General features: G+C 44.3%; 17 protein-coding genes. 4 read left to right on the forward strand and 13 right to left on the reverse strand.

What is annotated here, in order from left to right; translation table 11 throughout:
* Position 1: 1 nt before the first annotated feature.
* Positions 2–454: a beta-galactosidase subunit beta gene (locus L3V37_RS16765; protein WP_130545044.1), complete on the forward strand. Its 453-nt coding sequence runs from the start codon at positions 2–4 to the stop codon at positions 452–454.
* Positions 455–532: 78 nt separating this feature from the next.
* Entirely contained in the window at positions 533–1966 is a 1434-nt protein-coding gene (locus tag L3V37_RS16770; protein WP_005484989.1) for an amino acid permease, read from the forward strand.
* Positions 1967–2014: 48 nt separating this feature from the next.
* Here L3V37_RS16770 and L3V37_RS16775 read toward each other — a convergent pair whose 3' ends face one another.
* Complete coding sequence (locus tag L3V37_RS16775) at positions 2015–2959, reverse strand: LysR family transcriptional regulator (RefSeq protein ID WP_237306635.1); 945 nt, start codon at positions 2957–2959, stop codon at positions 2015–2017.
* Between the two features lie 88 nt (positions 2960–3047).
* On the opposite strand from L3V37_RS16775, the gene chrA reads away from it, so the two are divergent.
* Together chrA and L3V37_RS16785 are read left to right on the forward strand one after the other, a co-directional pair.
* Positions 3048–4187: a chromate efflux transporter gene (gene chrA / locus L3V37_RS16780; protein WP_237306636.1), complete on the forward strand. Its 1140-nt coding sequence runs from the start codon at positions 3048–3050 to the stop codon at positions 4185–4187.
* A 113-nt stretch (positions 4188–4300) separates the two neighbouring features.
* Positions 4301–5416: a phosphatase PAP2 family protein gene (locus tag L3V37_RS16785; protein ID WP_213912240.1), complete on the forward strand. Its 1116-nt coding sequence runs from the start codon at positions 4301–4303 to the stop codon at positions 5414–5416.
* Between the two features lie 99 nt (positions 5417–5515).
* On the opposite strand, the gene L3V37_RS16790 is transcribed toward L3V37_RS16785, so the two are convergent.
* From L3V37_RS16790 to L3V37_RS16845, 12 genes are read right to left on the reverse strand one after another with little or no spacing between them, the layout of a single operon-like run.
* A complete protein-coding gene (locus tag L3V37_RS16790) occupies positions 5516–6529 on the reverse strand; it encodes a lipopolysaccharide assembly protein LapB (RefSeq protein WP_005386465.1) in 1014 nt (337 codons plus the stop codon).
* Positions 6530–6549: 20 nt separating this feature from the next.
* Entirely contained in the window at positions 6550–7491 is a 942-nt protein-coding gene (locus L3V37_RS16795) for a type II secretion system F family protein (RefSeq protein WP_005386462.1), read from the reverse strand.
* A gap of 2 nt (positions 7492–7493) precedes the next feature.
* The gene (locus L3V37_RS16800; RefSeq protein ID WP_046875024.1) at positions 7494–8462 is read right to left on the reverse strand and encodes a type II secretion system F family protein; all 969 of its coding nucleotides are present in this window, start codon (positions 8460–8462) and stop codon (positions 7494–7496) included.
* Between the two features lie 9 nt (positions 8463–8471).
* A complete protein-coding gene (locus tag L3V37_RS16805; RefSeq protein ID WP_046875025.1) occupies positions 8472–9917 on the reverse strand; it encodes a CpaF family protein in 1446 nt (481 codons plus the stop codon).
* 12 nt (positions 9918–9929) lie between these two features.
* Positions 9930–11138, reverse strand: a complete 1209-nt coding sequence (locus L3V37_RS16810; RefSeq protein WP_237306637.1) for an AAA family ATPase — start codon at positions 11136–11138, stop codon at positions 9930–9932.
* Positions 11139–11142: 4 nt separating this feature from the next.
* Positions 11143–11676 carry a TadE/TadG family type IV pilus assembly protein gene (locus L3V37_RS16815; protein ID WP_005386454.1) on the reverse strand — a complete coding sequence of 178 codons (534 nt, stop codon included), beginning with the start codon at positions 11674–11676 and terminating at the stop codon, positions 11143–11145.
* Positions 11673–12137: a TadE/TadG family type IV pilus assembly protein gene (locus tag L3V37_RS16820; RefSeq protein WP_237306638.1), complete on the reverse strand. Its 465-nt coding sequence runs from the start codon at positions 12135–12137 to the stop codon at positions 11673–11675. Before L3V37_RS16820 ends, L3V37_RS16815 begins: the two co-directional genes overlap by 4 nt.
* Position 12138: 1 nt before the next feature.
* A complete protein-coding gene (locus L3V37_RS16825; protein WP_237306639.1) occupies positions 12139–13464 on the reverse strand; it encodes a pilus assembly protein TadG-related protein in 1326 nt (441 codons plus the stop codon).
* 25 nt (positions 13465–13489) lie between these two features.
* Positions 13490–13714, reverse strand: a complete 225-nt coding sequence (locus L3V37_RS16830; RefSeq protein WP_031781045.1) for a hypothetical protein — start codon at positions 13712–13714, stop codon at positions 13490–13492.
* 13 nt (positions 13715–13727) lie between these two features.
* Complete coding sequence (locus L3V37_RS16835) at positions 13728–15191, reverse strand: type II and III secretion system protein family protein (RefSeq protein ID WP_237306640.1); 1464 nt, start codon at positions 15189–15191, stop codon at positions 13728–13730.
* A gap of 7 nt (positions 15192–15198) precedes the next feature.
* Complete coding sequence (cpaB, locus tag L3V37_RS16840) at positions 15199–15954, reverse strand: Flp pilus assembly protein CpaB (RefSeq protein WP_005386448.1); 756 nt, start codon at positions 15952–15954, stop codon at positions 15199–15201.
* A gap of 13 nt (positions 15955–15967) precedes the next feature.
* Entirely contained in the window at positions 15968–17281 is a 1314-nt protein-coding gene (locus tag L3V37_RS16845) for an AAA family ATPase (protein WP_237306649.1), read from the reverse strand.
* Positions 17282–17299 lie beyond the last annotated feature (18 nt).

Consider the following 17299-nt stretch of genomic DNA (forward strand, 5'->3'; position numbering starts at 1 on the left):
CATGATCGTGTTAGACAGCTTAGAGCAATTCAAACAGGTATATCGCAACGGTCGTAAATGGAACCGCTGTGTGGAAGCCATTGGCAACATCGGCAACATCAAAAATGGCGTGATGCACTCGATTGGCGATTCACTGGTTTACATGGTTGAAGATGGCATCGCGAAACAAACCGAAATGTTCATCGGTAACCGTCGTTACTTCGATGTGCATTACTACCTCGAAGGCCAAGAAACCGTTGAGTTCGCGGATAAAACCGCGTTGACACTAGAACAAACTTATCGTGATGAAACCGACCGCGAATTTTTTTCTGGTCAGGGTGAAACACGTGAGCTTTGCGAAGGCCAAGTGGCAATTTTTGAAAACAGTGAAGCGTACCGCTTCCACGGAGACAACCGCGTAAGAAAAGTGGTGCTCAAAGTGACCATCGAAGATGGCTACTTCCTAAATAAATAAAACAAGAGAAGGGCTGTGGTCACAGCATTACAAGCCTTTCCTCCCTACAATTCCAACGTGATTCACCGGAGATAGAACATGTCTGAATCCAAACGTAATACGATAGGCAAATTCGGGTTGTTGTCCCTCACCTTTGCCGCAGTATTTAGCTTTAACAACGTAATCAATAATAACATCGAGATCGGTCTAGCTTCTGCGCCAATGTTCTTTCTGGCGACCATTTTTTATTTCATCCCTTTCTGTTTGATCATCGCAGAATTCGTATCTCTGAATAAAGATTCTGAAGCGGGGGTCTACGCATGGGTAAAAAGCTCACTCGGCGGTCGCTGGGCGTTTATCTCTGCCTACACTTACTGGTTCGTTAACCTATTCTTCTTCACGTCCTTACTGCCGCGCGTTATCGCTTATGCGTCTTACGCGTTCTTGGGCTATGAATACATTCTGACGCCATTCACCACTACCGTGCTCAGTATGATTTTGTTTGCGTTTGCGACTTACGTATCGACAAACGGCGCGAAAATGTTGGGGCCAATTACGTCGGTGACCTCCTCCCTCATGCTGCTACTGACAATGTCGTACATTTTACTGGCTGGCGCAGCGTTGATCGGCGGCGTAGAACCAGCTGACCCAATTACTGTAGAAGCAATGATCCCTGATTTCAGCTGGGCATTTTTAGGCATTACTACATGGATCTTTATGGCGGCAGGCGGTGCGGAATCGGTCGCGGTTTACGTAAACGATGTAAAAGGCGGCTCGAAATCGTTTGTTAAAGTCATCATCATCGCAGGTATCTTTATCGGTGTGCTTTACTCAGTCGCGTCTGTTTTGATTAACGTGTTTGTTCCTAGCGAAACCCTAAAATACACAGGCGGATCGGTTCAAGTATTTGAAGGTTTGGCTGCGTACTTTGGTTTGCCAGAAATATTGATGAACCGCTTCGTAGGCTTGGTATCCTTCACCGCTATGTTTGGCTCTCTACTGATGTGGACAGCAACGCCAGTGAAAATCTTCTTCTCTGAGATTCCAGAAGGCATTTTTGGTAAGAAAACCGTAGAGCTGAACGAAAACGGCGTGCCAGCTCGCGCAGCTTGGTATCAGTTCCTTATCGTTATCCCATTGATGATCATCCCAACATTAGGTTCTAACACCGCTCAAGATCTGATGAATACGGTGATCAACATGACCGCAGCCGCTTCGATGCTGCCACCGCTGTTCATCATGCTGGCGTACCTGAATCTGCGCTTGAAACTGGATCACGTCGAGCGTGATTTCAGAATGGGCTCACGCAAAATGGGCATTGCTACCGTATCGGTACTGATCGCTATCTTTACAGTTGGTTTCTTAGCATCGACCTTCCCTACTGGGGCCGACATCATGACCATCATTTTCTACAACGTTGGCGGTATCGTAATTTTCCTTGGCTTTGCTTGGTGGAAGTACAGCCAATACGAAAAATCATTGAATCAAGAAGAGCGTATAAAAGAAGCCGCGCCAGCTTCGCAAGCGGTATAACACAGACTCTCAATGACAAACATTCTGGGCACCCTTTGGTGCCCTTTTTTATATGTGAGAGGTGATGGTCGAAGAAACCAACTCGCGTAGCCAAATGCCTTTGTCTTCATTGTTTCGGCTGGAATGCCACAGCATAGCAATATCAAAATCCGCAACGGCGATCGGCGGCTTAACGGTAACGAGATCGTCCGAAAAGCCCTCCGCCAATGCCATTTTTTCTGGCACGATGGCAATGAGATCGCGTTTTTTCAATAAATGCCGAATAGTGAGAAAGTTGCGCGACGCCACGGTGACTTTGCGGCTCAAGCCATGTTCTGCGAGCTTTTGGTCTACTTGTGTCTTTAAGCTCCCATCGGGACTTACCAGAGCTTGCTCTATGTTCGCGAACGCTTCCAGAAACAGCTGTGTTTCCCCTTGCAATACCTGTTTATCACACATGCACACGTGCTTTTCGGTGTACAAGTACAAGCTCTCAAAGTTGTCATCCAACACCGGCATGCTGCCAATAATGACATCGAGCTTTTCATGCTCAGTTAATGCCACGTAGTTGCTACGATTGACGTTAATAAAACTGATCTGCGCCTCTGGGGCGCGCTGGCGTATTTCGTCATAAAGCCGAGGAGCAAAGATAAACTCGGCATAATCCGTTAACCCGATGCGACATACACCCGCGTAATTTTCAGGTTGGAAGGCAGACTTAGTGAGCAAGTCTTTGGCGATAGAATCCAACAAGTGATGCACAGTTGGCGCGATGTGGTGAGCGTGCTCGGTGGGCTCCATCTTGTGCCCTTTTCGCTCAAAAAGCGGGTCGTCAAACAACAACCTTAAACGAGACAAACTATGACTCATCGCTGACTGGCTAACGTAATTTTTCTCTGCCGCGACGCTAACGCTTCGATAGCGATACAAGTAGGAAAACGTCACCAATAAGTTCAAGTCAATGTTGCGCCACTGAATGTCCTCTTTCACTCCAACATCCTCATCCCATTTCATTCATAGATGAAATTAAAATCATCAATTTGAGTCATTTTAGAGCATTCGATAAATTAGCAACAATGCTTTTTAGATAAACAGGCTCGACATGTTCACCATATTCAAAACTTTTTTCTGGCTGGGTTGGTTCAGCTTCGGCGGCCCGGCGGCTCATATTGGTTATTTTCGCCAAACCTTTGTTGAGAAACTGAAATGGCTTGATGACAGCGAGTACGCGCAAATTGTCGCGCTCAGTCAGTTTTTGCCGGGACCGGGCTCAAGCCAAGTTGGCTTTGCTTTAGGCTATAAACGTGGCGGTTTAGGTGGCGCATGCGCAGCATTTGTCGGATTCACGCTTCCTTCAGTGGTCATCATGTTGGTGCTGGCGATGGTGAGCAGCCAAATCACCGACACCGCAGTGTTCCAAAACATCGTTCACGGCCTAAAACTGCTCGCAGTCGTCGTCGTGGCGGATGCGACTTGGGGCATGTACAAAAACTTCTGCCAAAGTAAACTGACCGCGGGTTTGTGCGTCGCGACTGCGATTGCGTTGCTGGTGGCACCAAGCATCATGACGCAAATGTTCGTGTTGATCGCAGCAGGTTTTGTCGGAATGCGATATCTAAAGAAAGACTCCGCGCCATCAGCCGAGCCGTTTAAACCGTCTATCGCGCCATTGGCTCTATTTGCGATGCTTTTACTCGGCTTACCGTTAGTGGCTCATACGTTACCTTTACTTGGGCTGTTTAGTGATTTTTTCCAAGCTGGTAGCTTAGTGTTTGGTGGCGGTCATGTGGTTCTGCCGCTTCTGCAAAACATTGTTGGCGACCAGCTCAGCCAAGATGCATTTTTAACAGGCTACGCCGCTGCACAAGCTGTACCAGGGCCAATGTTCACCTTTGCGACTTTTATCGGTTATGAGCTTTCGGATACGCCAATTTTAGGTGCGCTGATCGCAACGCTTGGCGTATTCCTCCCTGGGTTTCTTTTACTACTTGGCGTTCTTAAGAACTGGCAAACACTGGCAGGAAAACCGCTGGTCTCCGGCGCCATCAACGGTGTAAATGCCTCGGTAGTAGGGTTACTACTCGCGGCACTTTACCAGCCAGTATTTAGCAGCGCAGTTGTTGCTCCCATCGACATGGCGTTAGTGGTTGCAGGTTTTTATCTACACAAAAAGCTCAACCTTTCGGTTCTGTGGATGATCGTGTTTTTTGTGGCGGCAGGCCTTGTCACGGGCATGATGTAGCCTGCTGATACGCCAACTATTGAATCCAGATAAACCACGGGTACTCAAATACGAGTGCCCGTTTTCTCAACTAAGCTTAATGATATTGGAAGGATAGAGATGACGGATCATCAATGGAACAAGACAACAATTACGAGCTCAACCTTAGCTGGCAGCAAAAAGCATCGGCTTTACTCACATCAGTAAAGAATGAGTTATTGAACGATAAGATTTTCTACACCTATTGCTTTATCTCGACTGCTGTCATTTATCTTTGTTCTTTGTATCTCGATTTCCCTATCGATTACTCTTTTACCACTTACCTTGAAACACTCATACAAGCTTTGTATGTCACAGGTTTAAGCTGGTGTATCTACTATTATTTCTATCTCATACTGCGCAAAGAAAAACAGCCAGCAAAGCGCTTCATACGAAAACTGAAGCATCTTATTTTTCCGCTGTACCGACCTGTATCAGTGTTTGTTTCGATGATGGCACTCAACCTGATTTTCTCTAACCACACGTTTTTGAAATCGCTGATTCCAATCATCAATCCATTCAAGTGGGATCTGACCTTTGCGAATATTGATTCGTTGCTACACTTCGGGTTTGCTCCGTGGGAGTTGACCCATGCATTATTCTCCAATGCTTGGGCCTCATTAGGGCTAAATGTAGCCTACAACGCATGGTTTTTTTGTATGTGGGGCATACTCATCTTTTTCCTTATCTACAAAAAATACCCGTTGGTAAGGCAACAGTTTTTACTCACGTTCGCATTGTCTTGGATGATTCTTGGTGTCTTCTTCGCCACGTTGCTTTCTTCAGCAGGCCCATGTTATGTGGAGCTTATCACTGGAGATGAACAGTTTGTTCCTCTGATGAAAACGCTCGAAGTCCAAAGCCAATATCTTACCAATGTAGACGCTGGGCAATTGTGGGCATTGCCTACACAGCAATATCTTTGGGATGAGTACATCGCGAATGCCAATGGTATTGGCTCTGGCATTTCGGCAATGCCGAGTTTGCACGTTTCCATTGCGGTTTTGATGGCGCTATCAATTTATAGACTCAACAAAACCATCGGCTACTTTGCTTACGCTTTCGCAGTCATCATTCAAATCGGTTCGGTACATTTAGCCTGGCATTATGCGATTGATGGCTACCTCGCAACACTCTTGACGGTGATGTTATGGAAGATAGTTGGTTGGGCTTTACGGCGCTATGCTTCTTACCCTGAAAGAAGCGAATGACGGCTAATTGAACAAACACCTTTGCAACGGACTACTCCCCATAAATGAAAAAGCCACTCTATCTTGCAGAGTGGCTTTCTTTTAAAAGGGTCTTCAAATTTATTGGAGAAGCGCGGTAGAGGTATCCCCTCGCTCTCTCACCATTGCCAATGCTCGTTCTAGGTTTTTATTTGCCAGTTCATAGTAGGCAGGGTTCTTATCAATAGCCTGTTGTAAATAAGGAATCGCCTCTCCTGGTTTGCCTTGAAGGATCAAGAAATAGCCAACATTGTTGAGCGCTTCGGGTTCTGTCATGTGTCGACTAAAAATACTCAGAGCTTGTCGTGGCTGATCTTTAGCTAAAGCAATGAGACCTAAATTATTGATTCCCCTCTCATCTCCTGGCTTGATACTTAGTGCGGCTTGAGTAAAGTGCGCCGCTTTTGAGTAAGCTTTTTCCATGTAGTAGGAGTAGCCAAGGCTGACCAAAGCGTTTACGTTTCTTGAGTCAATATCCAACGCTTTTCGAATTAACGCCTGCGCAATATCGTGGTCGCCACGAATGTCGTAAAGCACACCTAGACCGGAGTAAGCAGAGACTGGTGATTTATCATCATAGCGATATGTTGCAACGCTCTCTGCAGTAATGTTGTCTTTAGTGATGGTAGGATCGCCATCCATGCGAATTTGGTCAGCATTCAAAGCGCGTATGTAGTAGCTTTTCCCAACGTCCTTTTCTCCACGTTTCGTGTATAAAGTACCTAGCTCAGTCAGGGAACCAATATGATCGGGGTTCTCAGCCAAAGATGCTCGAAATGATTTATCGGCGAGCTCTGAATTCTCCCTAGCTAAATGGATGCGACCCACGGTGTACAAGGTTTTATCTTTATGGACTGCATTAGGGAAAGAGAGTGAGCGAATATATTCATACAAGGCTAAGTCGACATTTTTGTTGCTTAATGCAATATCCCCTCGTGAGATTGCCTCTTCCTCTGTTTTGGGAGGTTCATCATTAGTGAGAGACTCAACGGGCTTACCTGAGTACAGCGTTGAATCGAAATCTGATGACTGTTCAGTTGTTGAACATGCGGTAAGCACCAACAACGAGATGATGACGTATTTCTTAATCCACATAACGATCCCTATTTTGCTTTTTAATTAGAAAATGCCTCAGCCAATGAAATTAACGCAGGTCCGATAGCCACAATAAAAAAGCAAGGCCAAATAAATAGCACCATTGGAAACATCATTTTGACTGGGATTTTTGCAGCAATTTCTTCTGCTGCTTGTTGACGCTTATCCCTGTAGTCTTCGGTATATTCACGCAAGGAGTTGACTAAACTCCCCCCTATTCGAGAGGCATGGCTAAGCATACTTACCAGCCCCATTAATTCTTCTAACCCTGTCCTTAATACTAGCTCCCTCAGCGCTTCTGGCATTGGTTTGCCCGCTTTAATTTTGTTGCACACCGTATCGATTTCATCGGCAAGCTCTGGGTGAGAGATAACCAATTCATCAGCAACCCGACGCAACGCTGCATTAAAGCCAAGCCCTGATTCGGTACAAACCACCAGCAAATCAAGCATGTCGGGCACACCTGCACGAATCGCTTGCTGACGCTTGTTCACCATTCGACGCAAAATAAAATCAGGAAATAAAAGCCCAATAAATACGGATAACGCCATATACGTGTACAGGTATTTAGATTCCGGAACCGAGAAATACACCAGTGCCGCCACCATCACACCTAAGATTGTCGTGACCGATTTAATGGCATAAAACATCGATAATGCATTGCTTTCATGAAACCCAGCATGCATCAGTTTATTGCGTGTCGTTTGGCGCTCTTTTTCACTGGTTGGGGAAGTTAAAGGCGCTAACGACTCCAAGGTGTCTGACATTTTTTTGTTGTGATGAGAGACTTCTTTCTTATCACCAGACAATTCGGCTAACTTTCGTTTAATTGGCGAGTTAACCCCGATAATTATCGAGCCTAACGTCATCACAACCAACACTGTAGTGATGAGGATCAACCCCATAAGCAGTGTTTCTTGGCCGACAGCAAAATCGTTTAACCATCCTTGAATACTTTCCATGGCTACACCTCAATATTGACGATTTTACGAATCCAAAGCGTGCCGATAAACAACGCTACCATCCCACCAATGACCATTTTGATCCCCATTGGATGCGTGTGGAGTAACTCAATATACTCAGGTCGAACAAGGGAAATGATGACGTACAAACCAAAAGGCGCTAATACTAATACCCATGCCGACATTCGAGATTCCGCCGAAATGGTTTTTATTTTTCGAGCGAGTTTGAAACGAGCACGTAGGATATGGGAGAGCTTCTCAATGTTTTCGACTAAATTACCACCCGTTTCCTTTTGCAGTAACACCGCACTGGAGAAAGCAAGCATAGATACGGTAGGAGTTCTCTCCGACATTTGCATAATCGCCAAACGGAGGTCATAACCATAGTTGAGTAAATTAAAGGTATTCATGAACTCAGGACCAAGCGGTGCACTAACCTCTCTGCCTACTTCTCCAAACCCCTGCGTAATTGGCTGCCCTGCCTGCAAAACTCGCTTGATGATATCGAGAGCCTCTGGCAGTTGCTCTTCAAATTTCATTAAACGATCAGCAATCCTTTTCTGTATGTAGAAGTAAACAGACACCCAGCAAGCAAACGCAACACCAGCACAGAGGTACCAAACTTGCCCGAACAAGAACAGAAATAGACCAACCGCAGTCCCTCCGAGGAATGTGAGGAAAATAAACCGACTGAACCCCATGTGTATCCCAGCCAGTTCCAACTTCTTCTTAAAGTTATCGAACAGGCTAAACCTCACAAGCCATCGCTCTAATGGCGATAGATTCTTGAGCGAGTTTTCCCTTAATAAAGAAATACTCTCTTGATCAATATGTTTATGGCTTTCGTGTATCCGCTTGATTAATTGCTTATGCTTAACCTTTTTACCCGCAGAAGGCAGAATTAACGCTTGGCTAATAAAGAATACGGACAAAAACAGCAGTACAAGAAAAAGGGGGAATTGACTATCCATAGCAATCTCCTAACGGGCTTTTTCATTGAATATTTCAAATGGTACGTCTAAGCCTCGTTTTACTAATTGGTCATGGCAGCTTGGTACAATCCCTGTAGCCATGTAATCACCTAACACATTGCCTTCTTGATCGACCCCTCTTCTTTGGAAGGTGAAGATCTCCGACATGGTAATAACGTCACCTTCCATGCCATTAATTTCTTGTACGCTAACCATGCGACGTTTACCGTCTTCCTGACGATCCATTTGCACAACAATATTGATGGCAGACGCGATCTGCGCTCTCAAGTTTTTTGTCGACACATTCCACCCTGCCATCGAGAACATATTCTCAATCCGGCTCAGCGCATCTCTTGGTGTATTCGCGTGGATAGTAGCCAAAGACCCATCATGACCCGTGTTCATTGCGGATAGCATATCCACCGCTTCTGAGCCACGAACCTCACCAACAACTATCCGATCGGGACGCATACGAAGTGAGTTTTTTACTAAATCACGCTGAGAAATTTCACCCTTACCCTCGATATTGGAAGGACGTGTTTCCAAACGGATAATATGTGGCTGTTGGAGTTGTAACTCTGCCGAGTCCTCAATGGTTACAATGCGTTGGTCGCTAGGAATAAAGCTCGACAAAATATTTAGCGTGGTTGTTTTACCAGAACCTGTACCACCAGAAATCAGGATATTCATTTCCCCCACAACCGCCGCATTAAGAAACTTCGCCATTTCAGGAGACAACGATCCAAGTTCTAATAGGTTATCCATATTCAAACGTTCAACCGCAAAACGTCGAATAGAAACTGAAGGCCCATCAATAGCAAGAGGAGGTATAATCGCATTAAAACGTGAGCCATCTTTGAGTCGAGCATCCACCATGGGTGAAGCCTCATCGATCCTTCGACCCACTTGGCTTACAATACGGTCGATAATGTTGCGCAAATGGCGTTCGTCTAAAAAGGTGTGCGGTGTTTTCTCCAACTTACCAAAACGTTCGACGAAAATATTTTTCGGGCCATTTACTAAGATATCTGAGATTGTTTGATCTTCAAGAAGTGGCTCAAGAGGCCCCAGGCCGAACACTTCATCTTCAATTTGATGTATTACGCGGTTTCGCGCTTCTGAACTCAATGGGTGTGTTTGATCTTCCGCAATGAGCTGAACAACCGCTTCGCGCAACTCCTCTTTCGCGCGATCTTCTTGCAAATGCGATAGAAGCCCGAGATCCAAGGTATCCAGTAGTTTCTTGTGGTAGTAGTGTTTTATCGAGAGATCTTGTTCTAATTGCTTTTTCTGCTCCTCGATCGCTTTCATCTTGGCTTCTACCGGCGACAAAGACTTTTGCTCATCTGACGTGTCTTCATCAGATTTTGCCAACTCGACATTCACAACCTTGGATTCTTTTGTTTCATCTACGGAATTGAAAGAACTCCCGACGCCTTTCCGTTTGAAAAACATAACTCCCCCTTACTAAGAAAATAGTTTTTTTATCCAACTTTGATTCTCTTTGGTCGGACTTTCTAATAAGTGCGATATTTCAGCCAAAGACGCTTTCAGCGCACTATTTTTCTTAGATTGAACAATTGGGTTGCCCAAATTAGCGCTCTCGATAGCAATAGCAAAGTTATTAGGTACTAAGTGTATTGCATGTCCACTAACCGCATTTTCAATGTCTTTCAACGATATTGTCGATTTCTTTTCAAAACGATTAACAATTAGTTCAACCTGATGACTACTTAAACCATAGTCTAATTCTAAAGAACGTATATAACTAACAGCATGCTTCACCGAGGTAACATTCTGTTGCAGAATCAAAAAAACATGTGTTGCCGGAGAAACAATTTGTTGATAAACGTGCTCAACGCCATGAGATAAATCCACAATAATATGTGAGTAAAACTGCCTCAAAATAGGTAATAATTTACTAACTTGAACCGCATGCTTGTAATTACCTTTAGGATCATTTTGGTTAAAACACAAATAATTCAAACCTGAAGGATGCTGGTAGACTAGTCCTTCTAGTGATAATTCATCTAAATCATTAACAGAGTCAATCACATCATTAATATTGTATTTAGGCTTACAGTTTAAATAATCAGCGGCATCACTAAACTGCATATCCAAGTCAACGAGCAACACTTTACTCTTAGCATAGCTTGATAATTCTATTGCTGTATTAATAGCCAAAGTGGTTGCTCCAGAGCCACCTTTTGTATTAATAAACAATGTTAGGTCGCCCATTTTCTTATTGGCAATCTTTTCATCCGCGGTAGATTTTAATAAAGGATATAGCTCGCCAAAATCAACCGAACGAGACAAATAATCTGTTGCCCCAAGCCTTAATGCCATTTTAAGGGATGCAGTATCGTTCTCGTCGCCAAATACAATCAAAGCGGTATGATTATGTTGTAAACTGCTGTCACTAGAATAAACATGAGCCACTTTCTGAGCCCAGCTTTCACCGGTTTCAATATAAATGAGATCAGGAACTTGCTTATTTTTCACAAAGTCCAAGTTAAAGGTATCTAGCTCTATCCAATCAATATTTAGATTTACACACCTTGATAGTTCATCAGCAATGTGAATTTTAAAATTTGATGTAGAATAAACTATCCAAATAATCAAGTTAGTTTTTAAACTTTTATGTGTTTCATTATCTATTTTGACTGGTTTCAACATAAAGCTACTCCGCGGAACAATCCGAATAAACAGCAGGGTTATCAGCTTCAGGCTTTAATACACCTAAGCTTTCTGCCGGCAATACAGTTTCAAAAGCAGGCGTTTTTCCTACTGCACTAATAAGCGCAGCTAACACAAAAAACTTAAATTCATAATCAACTGCTCTTGCTTGAACATATTTTATTTTTGAAAACTGAGCATCTAACACTGTAGATGCTGCAGGTGGAGTACTCAAAAAATCCGACACATCAACAGTTGCACCTGTATCGTCTAAATATTCGATTTGTAAATTATTAGCGGTAAAACCTGAAGGATATAGACTCTCCAAAGCTTGATGATTAGGTATTTCATCACGTTCAGAAATAAAACAAACCGTGGCAAGTCGTGCCGCTCGCCTGGTAATTTCGTTGACCATTTGCACTGAATAAAAGTAGATTGCAAACTCAATAATCATGAACAGTACTAACATTACCGCAAGTGCAATTAACGAAAACTCAACTTGGGTCAGTCCTTTCTGTTTCCTTATCCATTGTTTCATGGGCTAGTCCTCATTGACGCAGAAGAGCCAATACTGAAAGCCAAAGAGGTTCCGGTAAAAGGTAAGGTTGAGAAAATAGGCTCATAATTATAAGTAGCCGATATGGTGACAACCTTATTGGTGTCCGTTGGTTGAGTCACAATAATGTCAGCAGCTTCAATATAGTCGATTACCGGCGTACCAACGCCACTCGGCGTGCCATAGATCACCACATTTTTAATATCAGATTCTTCAGCTATGCCTTCAAAATCTAACGTGCCATAAGTATCAATCACGGCATACCGTACGCCATTTTGCAATGCTTTGTTGACCTCTGTGTATTGAATAAAAGCTCGGCTCACGTCGATAACTAATACGGTCAGCATCAGTAGCACTGGCAATGCAAGAATAAACTCTATAATTGCCAGTCCTTTCTGGTTAGCCATCTTTTTCATCTGATGCTTTCTATTGGAGTACATCATATTAAGACCCTCCACTTGACGGGTCTTTGTATAGAACGATTTTGTATGGCCCAACTCCATCTTCATCCGGATCTACCCCAGACGACGCATTTTTTACCGTACAATCCTCTAGAAACTGACCGAATATTTCCGATTCATTCCCCTTGTTTTGCACTTCCTGAGTAACAAAAAAGCATCCTAGGCCCAGTACTTCTAAATCCATCTTGCCGCCTTTTTTTGGAGCTTCATCACAACGAACGATCGGCACTCGTAATACCCTTCTATCGGTTTTCCCATCCGCTCGGTAATATTGCGACTTGCACGCGCCGGGCCCCCCCGTACAAGCGGCTAACCCTTCGACATAATCAGCATAATAAAACGCATCGTTATCAACGGCCGGGTCTTCCGCATCCTGATATTGTTGTTGGTAATTGTCGTATGTTACGTTGGACTCTTCGATGTACTTATCTGAAGTAATGCCTTCATCTGGCTTACCCCCATCAAATCTCGTATTTAGACCTTGCGCTACTGGTCCCGTACCTTTACCAGTCTCTGTTGTGACTAAATCACCGACTGTTATGCACTCCTCAGTATCCCCTGCCAGCATTTCTCTTACTGTATTTTTACCGGAACCAAAGTCTAAAAGGTGATAGTTACCCGAACCAATGCCACCATCCGTGTGCCCTGATGGTTTCAATACATGAATAGTGTCAGCATCTCGATCTTGTGCACCATTGTAGTTTGGGTTTGAAGAAGGAATGTATCCCCACGCCAGATCAGCTGAGCCTACATCGCCACACATAGCAATAGGCGACACGTTACATGTAGTAATGCTTGGCGCACTTGGTCCTGCAACAGCACTCGCTGACACCCCTTTCCCTTTGTCGAGCCCAAACATGCCACTTAAATACTGTGTCAAAAGAACATTACTAACGGCAACACGAACATAGATGTCGCTGTCACTGCCCAAAGAGAACTCTCCAGCTTCAACAAATGAGCCTTTAGCGTTCGAATTTGAGAAAGTTACATCTATGTTTTCCCCCGTGTAAACTAATTCTTGGTTACCATCAGACGCAGCAGAATGAGTCAGAGCATCATTCGCCGCCTGCGTCGCTAAACTAAGCCGCTCAGCCAAATCTGCCGCGTCGGTCCTTTCATCGACGACAACCGCAGCCGCTAATGCAGCGGAGTCGACCGCGTTTTGTAGTCTTGTTTTATTGAGTACTTGGTGATTCAAATCAATACCAAAGGCTGCAACACCAAGTAAAAATAATAAAACTAAACTAATTAATACCAAGGTAATCCCTTTCTGAGCTCTCCTTGGCGCTATATGCATATTCCTTCGCATAGCCCCTCCTAAGTGAACGTATCACTTAATCATCTTTGGCTACCCCATTGTTGTTATATACCTCTAAGCTAACTTGTGTGCGCTCACCACTACCTTCCGGTAAGTAGCCCAAATTCTCATACCAGGCTTCTGGATTCAGAGTTTGTTCAGCGCGCAGCTGGCTAACCGAGATACCAAGCTCGGGGTCATTCGCACAGCCAAACAAGCCGAATGATGTGAAACAAATGGTCATTATCATTATGCTTTTCATCTTGTTCTCCCACTTATAGACTGTGCCCAAACTTGCCCTCAGAGCCACCTTCTGACGAACCGTATTGAATAAAATTGTTGTTAGTATCTTCTTCACTGATGTCGTTTAGCTGGTACCTATCGAAATCCAACTCAGCACCTTTACCAAGCAAATAGAACTCCACATCGTTTGGAGCAACAAAACCATCTGTTGGTAGCGTGATTCGACGTCGATCAATTGGGGTTGCTAATCGAGGAGTAACCAGAATGACTAGTTCTGTTTCCCCAGAGGTAAATTCTTCACTCTTAAACAAGCGGCCTAACACAGGTAGATCACTCGCACCAGGTATACCATTCGCAACGTTACGCGCGTTTTCACTCAATAGCCCCGCAATACCAATGGTTTGACCATCTGCTAGCTCAATCGTTGTACCAGCACTTCGTTTTGTGATTGGTGGAATAAAGAAAGTGGCATTCACTTCGTTTGGATTAAACGTCAACACACCAGAATTGGAAATTTCACTCACATTGACGTTCAGTTTGAGATTGATTCTCTTATCACTCAAAATAAACGGAACAAAGTCGAGTTGAACACCGTACTCTTTGTAGTCGATGGTAATACCATCTTCATTTGGTACTGGAATTGGGAATTCACCACCAGCGACAAACTCGGCTTGCGTACCACTTAATGCGGTAAGGCTAGGCTCTGCTAACACTTTCGCCACGCCATTTTGTTTCGCCACATCAAGCGCGAAGGTAAACAAGGTATTACTGTCGATAAACGACCCAAGAAAACCGAAATCTTCGACTGTTGGAACGTTCAAAATCGGTCCAATTCCATCAATACCGCCACCAGCAGTCGTACCACCCCAAGTAAAATCCCCACTTCTTTGGAAAAAGTGGAAGTTTGAGTCAAAGCGTCTTACTAGTGTGCGCTGCACTTCGGCAACGGTCACTTCTAGCGTCACCTGTTGAGCCCCGCCAATAGAAAGTAGATTGATCACCATGCTGTCATCATCTTTAGAGCTATCATCTTCTTCATCTGCCGCTTCACCCAAAGCGAAGGTTTCAGCAATTTTGACCGCAGTGTCCATGTTTTGCTGACTGCTGACCAAGCCTTTAAGTACCACTTTTTCTTGCGCACTGTGCACTTCGATATTTTCATCCGGCAAGAACTGATAAAGCTTCGACTTAAGCGTATTTAGATCATGCGTGACTTCCACGTTAAACTGCTCAATTAACCGGCCTCTGCGATCCCACACCGACACATTCGTGGTACCTAACTTCTTACCAATAAGAAACAGCTCGTTCGATCTGAGCACTAAAATATCCAAGACTTCTGGATCCCCTAATGTCACTTTCTTCGCTTGGCCGGATATCATCAATTGGGTTGATTGGTGATGCGCAACTGTCACGACTTTTCCTGACTGCACCGTGGCTGCGTTAACAGACAAGCTGACAAAAAGTAACTGGCTAACAAGTAATATTATTGTTTTCATAATTCACCTAATTGCTGACTCGGACACTGGATGCCTGAGATCCCTTAATAATGGTCACACTAGGTCGTGGCGTGTATTTTCTTGCTACAACAGGTTTATCCACTTCATGAGGGTTGCGCAGAGCAAGCTGTATATCGCCTTTGCTGTTCGCCGATAAGAGCTTTTCTGCCTCTTTCGGTGTTACTTCTAAAGTCACAGCGCGTACAATCACGGGTTTGTTATCATTCGTTTTGGCTGTTTGGTCCACCGCAAGAACATTGATATTTTTAAGCACTGTTTTTGTTGTGGCGTTTTTACCTTGTCCATAACTCACTGTATTCAGGACATCGACCTTGTTGCCTGGTAACAAAAAACCTGCCACACCGATAACGTCATTTACGCGAATAGTGATTGCTCGCTTGTTTTCTGGAATTAATGCAGCAAGTGTTGCGCCTTCACCAGGTAGGGCAAGGCGATGAGGGTTAACAAGTTCACCCGCGTAAATAGTATTGGCAACGATTCTTCCCAATGCCTGTTCTTTTACTTTCAATGTTTCATCATCTATCCAATCCACTTCCATGAGCTTAGTAGACAAATGTTTCTCAGAGAGAATAGTTCCTGGCTCTAGCTCCATGGCGGCAACTAAAACGGGATGCCTTTCGACCTCTTCTAACTCGACTGTTGGTTGGTTTCTGCCATCCATCCATTGTTTAGCGATCAAAACGGCGGCAAGGCCGAAAACAATGGAGAGCAACAGCAACATGATGACTTGAGTCCGACTCATAATTTAGATCTCCCTATTCATCCACTGTGAAGTACAGTCCCCAGGCACGGGTTAAAATGTCTGATGAGACGACCTTCTCTTTCCCTTCGAACACCAAAATATCGCGGCTAATACCGAGTAAGTCTTTTGGTAAACAAGGGTAGTTGGCGACATCATTGTCGCGATGTAACTGACTTAACGTATCGAAAAACTCAGGCACAAGCGTCATTTGGTAATCTTTAGCAAGCGAAACCCAAAGCGCTTGATAATCTGTCAAACCAAGCGGTGTAAACTCGATCTTGTAACCCAAACGACGTAAAAAAGCAGGGTCAGCAATTTTGCTTGGCGCAAAATTGGATGAGAATGCCAAAGTAAGCATAAATGGCACCGTTACTTGTTGACCATTTGGCAGCGCCAGATGGTCAAATAAGTATTCCATTGGAACGATCCATCTATTTAGCAAGGCATCAACAGGCATTGACTGACGACCGAGATCATCAATCACTAAGATTCCGTTGTTAGCCATCATTTGCAGTGGCGCAATCCATACACGATTATGCTCGCTGTGGTTTACCTCAAGCATCTCCAATGTCAGCTCACCGCCCACTTGAATGTTTGGTCTTTCACAAAGAACCCAGCGTTTGTCGTAATGGGTTTCCAACTTAACGAAAACCTGAGAATGGGAGTTGTCTAAACGACGGTGATGATGCTCTGAGAACACTTTGATGATGTTGCCATCGGCATATACGGCGTAAGGAATAAACACCGAAGTGTTCATTGCATTGAGCACTCTTGATGCAACGTAACTTTTACCAGTACCCGCGTGGCCGTAAAGCAACAAAGCTCGTCCAGAGTTGATAGCAGGTCCGAGAACAGGAACTAAGTGATCCGAGCCAAAAACATCAGATAATGCACGCTCTACATCGATACGGGTAACAGGGTTTTTGCGTAGATCTTGTCCTTCAACAACGGTCCAATACTCTTCCAAAGAAACTGGAACAGGACCGATATACGGATCTTTTCTATATGCAATGTCTGCTTCCGCAAGTCCTAATTCCGTTAGACTATAACGAATGTTCGAGTACGAATGGTTTAGCTTCTCAGATGTAGGCTGATATACCTCAACCCAGCTTCGTTTCCTCAACTGCGCCAAAGCAAGTTCAACAATATTTGAAACCACGCATAACCGCTGTGTTAACTCGATCAAATCACATTTCGGATAGGCAGACAGATGTTTCAACACGAGGTTTTCGACGACTGAAGCCGGTATGCCAAGACCCTCGATAGACGAAGGCACTTTTGGTGAATTTATTTGTGGCACGAGTTTTTCCCAATACGCAGAGCCCATCACACTTCCCCTCCTTGA

This window comes from Vibrio sp. D54, from assembly GCF_021728075.1.
Classification (GTDB): domain Bacteria; phylum Pseudomonadota; class Gammaproteobacteria; order Enterobacterales; family Vibrionaceae; genus Vibrio; species Vibrio alginolyticus.

Coding starts and splice junctions, on each gene's coding strand:
- L3V37_RS16765 (WP_130545044.1), top strand. CDS start 2: ATGATCGTGTTAGACAGCTTAGAGCAATTCAAACAGGTATATCGCAAC.
- L3V37_RS16770 (WP_005484989.1), top strand. CDS start 533: ATGTCTGAATCCAAACGTAATACGATAGGCAAATTCGGGTTGTTGTCC.
- L3V37_RS16775 (WP_237306635.1), bottom strand. CDS start 2,959: ATGAAATGGGATGAGGATGTTGGAGTGAAAGAGGACATTCAGTGGCGC.
- chrA (WP_237306636.1), top strand. CDS start 3,048: ATGTTCACCATATTCAAAACTTTTTTCTGGCTGGGTTGGTTCAGCTTC.
- L3V37_RS16785 (WP_213912240.1), top strand. CDS start 4,301: ATGGAACAAGACAACAATTACGAGCTCAACCTTAGCTGGCAGCAAAAA.
- L3V37_RS16790 (WP_005386465.1), bottom strand. CDS start 6,529: ATGTGGATTAAGAAATACGTCATCATCTCGTTGTTGGTGCTTACCGCA.
- L3V37_RS16795 (WP_005386462.1), bottom strand. CDS start 7,491: ATGGAAAGTATTCAAGGATGGTTAAACGATTTTGCTGTCGGCCAAGAA.
- L3V37_RS16800 (WP_046875024.1), bottom strand. CDS start 8,462: ATGGATAGTCAATTCCCCCTTTTTCTTGTACTGCTGTTTTTGTCCGTA.
- L3V37_RS16805 (WP_046875025.1), bottom strand. CDS start 9,917: ATGTTTTTCAAACGGAAAGGCGTCGGGAGTTCTTTCAATTCCGTAGAT.
- L3V37_RS16810 (WP_237306637.1), bottom strand. CDS start 11,138: ATGTTGAAACCAGTCAAAATAGATAATGAAACACATAAAAGTTTAAAA.
- L3V37_RS16815 (WP_005386454.1), bottom strand. CDS start 11,676: ATGAAACAATGGATAAGGAAACAGAAAGGACTGACCCAAGTTGAGTTT.
- L3V37_RS16820 (WP_237306638.1), bottom strand. CDS start 12,137: ATGATGTACTCCAATAGAAAGCATCAGATGAAAAAGATGGCTAACCAG.
- L3V37_RS16825 (WP_237306639.1), bottom strand. CDS start 13,464: ATGCGAAGGAATATGCATATAGCGCCAAGGAGAGCTCAGAAAGGGATT.
- L3V37_RS16830 (WP_031781045.1), bottom strand. CDS start 13,714: ATGAAAAGCATAATGATAATGACCATTTGTTTCACATCATTCGGCTTG.
- L3V37_RS16835 (WP_237306640.1), bottom strand. CDS start 15,191: ATGAAAACAATAATATTACTTGTTAGCCAGTTACTTTTTGTCAGCTTG.
- cpaB (WP_005386448.1), bottom strand. CDS start 15,954: ATGAGTCGGACTCAAGTCATCATGTTGCTGTTGCTCTCCATTGTTTTC.
- L3V37_RS16845 (WP_237306649.1), bottom strand. CDS start 17,281: ATGGGCTCTGCGTATTGGGAAAAACTCGTGCCACAAATAAATTCACCA.